The 6,948-nt window shown below is 70.4% G+C and carries 3 protein-coding genes and 1 pseudogene; 2 read left to right on the forward strand and 2 right to left on the reverse strand.

The window, feature by feature from the left end; genetic code table 11:
• Positions 1-113 precede the first annotated feature (113 nt).
• Positions 114-1,817, forward strand: coding sequence for an asparaginase domain-containing protein (locus ACM2XV_RS01620; RefSeq protein ID WP_344773408.1), 1,704 nt, complete (start codon positions 114-116; stop codon positions 1,815-1,817).
• 78 nt (positions 1,818-1,895) lie between these two features.
• Positions 1,896-3,077 (forward strand): annotated as a pseudogene (locus tag ACM2XV_RS01625) (DHA2 family efflux MFS transporter permease subunit); the annotation flags it as partial.
• A 182-nt stretch (positions 3,078-3,259) separates the two neighbouring features.
• Here ACM2XV_RS01625 and malQ read toward each other — a convergent pair.
• Together malQ and metE are read right to left on the reverse strand one after the other, a co-directional pair.
• On the reverse strand, positions 3,260-5,398 hold the full coding sequence (gene malQ, locus ACM2XV_RS01630; protein ID WP_344773406.1) for a 4-alpha-glucanotransferase: 2,139 nt from the start codon (positions 5,396-5,398) through the stop codon (positions 3,260-3,262).
• Positions 5,395-6,948 (reverse strand): 5-methyltetrahydropteroyltriglutamate--homocysteine S-methyltransferase (metE, locus tag ACM2XV_RS01635; protein ID WP_487025768.1); only part of this gene is annotated, 1,554 nt, incomplete at its 5' end. The genes malQ and metE, both read right to left, overlap by 4 nt.

Here is a 6,948-nt window from a genome sequence, read left to right on the forward strand (position 1 = left end):
TCAACGGCTCTGACACAAGTTACGGCCGGGCAATCGAGAAGAGATTCCGATGAAACCGGCTGCAACCAGCGTGGTCCTCGTCCACTCCAACGAGACACGCAAGGGAGCACTCCGTGACCGAATCGAAGCGCGTCAGGATCGCCCATCTGAGCGGCCCGACGGCGACCATCCAGAACACGCCGCCTCTGGTCACGTCCAACAAGGCTCGGGCACGACACGGTCTCCCTCTCCTGACGGACGAGACAGGGGTTCCACTCAAGTTCGACGCGCTCCGTGCGCAGCGGCTGGCGGCGCCGGCCACGGTCTATGTCGAGCAGTTCTCCGCCCACCCGTTGGAGAAGGATGCCGCGGAGCTCTACGGCGCCCCCGATGGGTACATCGGACCCGACGGCGTCTTCCGCGAGAGCCCGATGACCGAAGCCGATCGCGCTGTGTACGCGATCACACTCGACCCCGCAGACGGCCTCTATCCGCTGCCGTACATGGCGGTGCAGGCGGACGGGTCGCCGTGGGAGGAGGAGATGGCAGTCGCCCTCGGCCCTGCCGCCGCGGCGCGGCAGGGTTTCTTCCCTGACGGCTCCCGCAGCTTCGAGGAGATCGACCGGCTCGGTATCGGCGACGACGGGACAGCGAGCCCGATCTCCTCACGCGCCGACGTCGACTTCTATCGCGTGGCCCCGCCGGCCGGCTACACCAAGGGCCTGCCCGCACAGGAGCGCACCGACGTCGGGACGGGAGACGTCGCGCCCGAGCAGCGCGGCATCCACTTCAACGGCTACAAGCCCGCTCACCTGTCGACGGTGCCCCCGCGCCCGGCGCTCGCGAAGATCACGAACGACGCACAGGCGATCGCGTCGAGCGGCGAGTACGACGGCCTCATCTGGACGCAGGGCAGCCCGCAGATCGAGGAGACCGCCTACTGGTTCAGCCTGCTCATCGACACGACCGTGCCGATCTGCGGCAACGCCGCGCAGCGCCCGCAGGGCATGATCAGCAACGACGGGCCGAAGAACATCGTCGACTCCGTCGCGTTCATCCAGTCGCGCGCGTGGGCGGACGCCGAGGGCCGGAACCGCTGTGGCGTCGTCGTGATCGAAGAGCAGCAGTACTTCGCCGCCCGAGAGGTGTACAAGAGCGACGCGCGCCCGGGCAACTACCGCGCGACGGGCGGCCACGGCGGCATCCTGGGCCAGACGAGCCACACCGGGGCGATCTCGCTCACCTACCTGCCGGCTTACAAGCACACGTACCTCTCCGAGCTGAACACCACGCGGCTGCCGTCAGAGGTGCAGGCCGTCACGCGGACGACGGCCGGGCTCGAGCTCGTGACCGTCGCGATCAAGGACGCGGACGGGAGGATCACCGAGGATGCCATTCCGTCGGTCTCGATCGTGAAAGAGGGCGGCTACTTCGACGAGGAGTACGGAACCGGCCCCGATGAGCTGCCCATCGTGCAGGCCGTGATCGACCAGAAGCTGGGGCTCGGTCGTCTGGCCGGCATCGTGATCGAGGGTCTCGTGCCCTACGGGCGCCTCCCTTCCAAGGCCTCTGAGGCTCTGCTGCAACGTGCCGTCTTCAGCGGCATCCCTGTTGCGCGGGTCGGGCGCGGCACGCCCGAAGGATTCGCCGACGAGACTCCCTTCACCATCGCGGGCTCGAACCTGACGTCGATCAAGGCGCGCCTCCTGCTGATGGCCAGCCTCATGAAGTTCGGATCCCTGCCGGTTGCCGCGGACCCCGCTGCACCCACTGCTGATGAGAAGGCCGCGACCATCGCCGCGGTGAAGCGGTTCCAGGACGTCTTCCTCACTCACTGAGGGCCGGAGGCACTCATGAGTGAGACCGCGCCTGGCGCCCGCTATCGGCACAGCTACCTGATCCTCGGCATCTGCTGCATGAGCCTGCTCGTCGTGTCGATGGACTCGATGGCGGTGAATGTTGCCTTGCCCTCGATCCGCCGAGACTTCGGGTCTTCGGTGGCCGGGCTGCAATGGACCATCGACGCATACACCCTGGTGCTCGCCAGCTTCCTGATCCTGTCGGGCTCGACGGCCGATCGCATCGGGCGCCGCAGCACTTTCCAGCTCGGTCTCGCGATCTTCACGGCGGGCTCGTTGCTCTGCAGCGTCGCGCCCGGCGTCGGCTGGCTGATCGCCTTCCGCATCATGCAGGCGCTTGGCGGCTCCATGCTGAACCCCGTCGCGATGTCGATCATCACGGCCACCTTCACGGATCCCGCTCGACGCGCCCGCGCCGTCGGCGTCTGGTCCGCGGTCGTCGGCGTCTCCATGGCGATCGGGCCGTTGGTGGGTGGTGCGCTCACCGACTCGGTGGGGTGGCGCGGGATCTTCTGGATAAACATCCCGATCGGAGTCGCGGCGATCGTCTTGACCTTCCTGTTCGTTCCGGAGTCGCGCTCCGGTCGGCGGCGCCGACTCGATCCCCTCGGCCAGGTGCTTGTCGCCGTCATGCTCGGTGGCCTCATCGCCGGGCTCATCGAGGGTCCTCAGCTGGGCTGGACCAGCCCGGTCACGGTCGCCCTCTTCCTGCTGTTCGTCGTCGCGATCACGGGCTTCATCGTCTGGGAGCGCCGTCGCGCCGAGCCACTCATCGACCTGCGGTTCTTCCACAGCATCCCGTTCTCGTCTGCGGTGCTGACCGCGCTCGCCGGCTACGCCTCGAACGGCGCCTTCCTCTTCCTGATCACGCTCTACCTTCAGGAGGTCAGACACCTGAGTGCGTTCGAGGCCGGGCTGCACACGCTGCCGATGGCGATCGCCCAGATCGTCTGCTCGAACATCTCCGGCAGGCTGGTCGGAACGCGGGGCACGCGGCTGCCTCTCATGCTCAGCTCGAGCGCGCTCGGCCTCGCCGCGATCATGCTGACCCGCCTGTCGCCCGCGACCCCGATGCTCCTCATCCTTTCCGTCTTCCTGGTCTACGGCATCGGCCAGGGGCTGCTCAACGCGCCGATCACGACGACGGCGGTGTCGGGGATGCCCCCGTCGCAATCCGGCTCCGCCGCGGGCGTGACCTCGACGGCACGCCAGGTGGGGACATCGCTCGGAGTCGCCGTCGCAGGCACCCTGACCGGGCTCGGCGCCGGCTCGCAGATTGGATCAGACTTCACCCTTCAGACGCATCGGATGTGGTGGACGATGCTCGCGCTGATGGCCATAATCTTCGCGCTGTCGTGGTTCGCCGACTCAGCGGTCGGGCGACGCAGCAGGGAGCGGATCGCGCATCTGCTCGACGAAGGTCAGCGGCCGGCGAGCGCAGCGATCAGCGCCGCGGCACGCGGGGACGTGAACACCTTCTCGAGCGGCACGGGCTTGCCGGAGGCATCCGTCAGCGGCACGCGCCAGTTGGGGTACTCGTCGACCGAGCCGGGCTGATTCTGCGTGCGCCGGTCGCCGACGGCATCCGCCAGCGAGAGGCAGCGCAGGCGCGCCGGGGTCTGCGCCAGGAACTCGTGCAGCGCGAGCACCACGTCGTCTTCGTTCGGCGTGCCGGATTCCTGCGAGGCCAGCAGCCCACGGCCCCGCAGCGTCTCGAGCCACAGCTCGCGCTCGGCACGGCTCTCGGCGAGCTCGTCATCGACCGAGCGGGTGAGGAGCCCGAGCCTCTCGCGCAGCAGCACGTGGTCGCCGGCGAGATAGCTGAGCGACGGCGGCAGGTCGTGCGTCGTCACCGAGCCGAGGCAGAGCTCGCGCCAGCGCTCGGGGGCGAGCGGCCGCCCGTCGCCGAAGTAGTCGCGCTCGAACCACAGGATCGAGGTGCCGAGCACGCCGCGGCTCGCCAGGTAGTCCCTGGCCGACTGCTCCACGACGCCGACATCCTCGCCGACGACGACCGCGCCCGCGCGGTGGGCCTCGAGGCACAGGATGCCGACGAGCGCCTCGTGGTCGTAGTGCACATAGGTGCCCTCCGTCGCGGGCCGCCCCTCGGGCACCCACCACAGCCGGAACAGGCCGGCGACGTGGTCGATGCGCACGCCGCCCGAGTGGGCCAGCACCCCGGCGACGATCTCGCGGAACGGCTCGTAGCCGGCTTCGGCGAGCGCGTCGGGTCGCCAGGGCGGCTGCGACCAACTCTGGCCGGTCTGGCTGTAGGCATCCGGCGGCGCCCCGACGGACATCCCCCGGGCATACACGCTCTGCAGGCGCCAGGCATCGACTCCCCCCGGGTCGACGCCCACGGCGAGGTCGTGCATGACGCCGAGCGCCATGCCGTGGCGGCGCGTGGTCGCCTGCGCCCCATCCAGCTGCTCGCCGACGAGCCACTGCAGCCAGCGGTGGAAGTCGACCCGCCACTCGTGCTCGGCGGCGAAGTCGGCGACGGCCTGCCCGTCGGGGTCCTGCAGCTCGGCGGGCCACTGCCGCCAGTCGCCTCCGTGCCGCTCGGCGATGGTGCACCAGCGGGCGTAGTCTTCGAGGCTGCGCCCGCCCTGCCGCACGAACCAGCGGTACGAGGCGTCACGGCCCGGGGTCCGCTCCACCGCGTGCACGGCCTCGAGCGCGGCGCGCTTGAGACGCCAGCCCGCGTCGCGCTCGACCGTGTCGGACTTCTTCGTCGTCTTCGCGAGCTGGGCGCGTTGCTCCTCGAGCTGCTTGCGCACGCCCCGCTTGAGCCCGAGCCACTCGGGGACGCGCTCGGGGCGCAGGTAGAGGGGATTCGTGAACAGACGAGTCACCGGCAGATACGGGGACGGCGCCATCGGCTCGGTGGGCGCGACCGCGTGCAGCGGGTTCACGAGCACGAAGTCGGCGCCGTGCTCGGTCGCGGCCCACACGCTGAGGTCGGTGAGGTCGGTCAGATCGCCGGTCGCCCACGAGCCCGCCGAGTGCACGCTGTAGAGCTGCGTCGCAAGCCCCCAGCCCGGCGATGCAGCGAGGTGGCCGGGCAACTCGAGGCGCGCCGGCGCGACCGCAAGTCTCGCCTCGGCGGTGCGGTCACCCGACGCCGCCCGCAGCGCGTGGTAGCCGAGCGGCAGATCGGCGGGAAGCTCGAAGCTCGCCTCGCCGACCTGCTGCCCGTCGATCAGCTGCGGGGCGTTCCAGTTGTCGAGCTGGCGCAGCTCGCGCCGCCCGCCGCGGCCTTCGAGCTCGACCCACACCTCGACGCCCGCGCCATGCGGAACGTGCACGGCGATCTGCGCGGTGTCGCCTTCCTTCACGACGACGGCCGGCGGAAGCATCCGCCGCCACGGCGCCAGCCGCCTGGACTCGAGAGCCGCGCGCACGTCGGCGAGGTCGGCGCCGAGCGCGGTCAGGATCGCGCGCAGCGTGCCAGCCGAGACGTCGACGTGGCGCCCCTGCCAGTCGTCGTAGTCGGTGCGGACCCCGTACGCGGCGGCGAGCTCTCGAAGGTCGGTGTCGGCAGGCGCGGCGTCAGTCACACCGCGATCTTGTCAGCACGCTCCCGAACGGCGCGAGTGGCTTGAACCATGTTCCGCAAGCTCGTAACGGTCTCGTCATATCCGCGGGTCTTGAGGCCGCAATCGGGGTTCACCCACAGCTGGTGCTCGCCGGTCACGGCGGCGGCCGCCGTGCGCAGCAGCTCGGTCAGCTCCGCGACGCTCGGAACCCGCGGCGAGTGGATGTCGTAGACCCCGGGACCCACCCCGTGATCGAAGCCGGAGCGCCGGATGTCGTGCACGACCTCCATGCGGCTGCGCGCCGCCTCGATCGAGGTCACATCGGCGTCGAGCGCCCGGATCGCGTCGATCACGACGCCGAACTCCGAGTAGCACAGGTGCGTGTGGATCTGCGTTGCGGTGTGCGCGCCGCCGGTTGCGAGGCGGAACGACGACACCGACCAGTCGAGGTAGGCGGGCTGCGCGGCGCGCTTGAGCGGCAGCAGCTCGCGCAGCGCGGGCTCGTCGACCTGCACGATGCGGATGCCCGCCTGCTCGAGGTCCGCGATCTCGTCGCGCAGGGCGAGGGCGACCTGGTTCGCGGTGTCGGCCAGCGGCTGGTCATCGCGGACGAACGACCAGGCGAGGATCGTGACCGGCCCCGTCAGCATGCCCTTCATCGGCTTGGAGGTCAGGCTCTGGGCGTAGCGCGACCACTCGACGGTCATGGGCGCCGGGCGCGAGACGTCGCCCCAGAGGATCGACGGGCGCGTGCACCGGCTTCCGTAGGACTGCACCCAGCCGTTGACCGTGACGGCGAACCCGTCGAGCGATTCCGCGAAGTACTGCACCATGTCGTTGCGCTCGGGTTCGCCGTGCACGAGCACGTCGAGGCCCAGCTCCTCCTGCAGCGACACGACGCGGCTGATCTCGGCGCGCATGGCGCTCGTGTAGCCCGCCTCGTCGAGCTCGCCCTTGGCGAGCGCGGCGCGCGCCCTGCGGATCTCGCCGGTCTGCGGGAACGAGCCGATCGTGGTCGTCGGCAGCTCCGGCAGCCCGAGAGCCGTCTGCTGCGCCGCGAACCTCTCCTCGTAGGGCGCGCGGGCGAAGTCGGCCGGCGTCAGCGCCGCAAGGCGGTCGCGCACGGCGGGCACGCGCACGCCCGGCGCGGTGAAGCGATCGGAGAGGGCGGCGGATGCCTGTGCCAGCGCACCGTCGATGGCGGACGCCCCCTCGACGAGTCCCTTCGCGAGGGTCGCCACCTGCCCGACCTTCTGATCGGCGAAGGCGAGCCACGACGCGAGTCGCCCGTCGAGCTGCGGCTCGTCGTCGACGTCGTGGGGAACGTGCAGCAGCGAGGTCGACGTCGAGACCGCGACGCGCGGGCTCAGCTCGCGCAGCAGGCCGAGCTTCGCGAAGGCCGCCGCGAGGTCGCCGCGCCAGATGTTGTGGCCGTCGATGACGCCGCCGACGAGGGTCTTGGTCTTCAGCGCGTCCTTCGTGCAGTCGAACAGCTCGGCTCCCGCGGAACCCGGGATCGCCCCGCGCACGAGGTCGAGGCCGATCGCGTCGACGGCGGTGGCGGCGAGCGT

The organism is Gryllotalpicola sp. CP2-P1 (assembly GCF_057512245.1).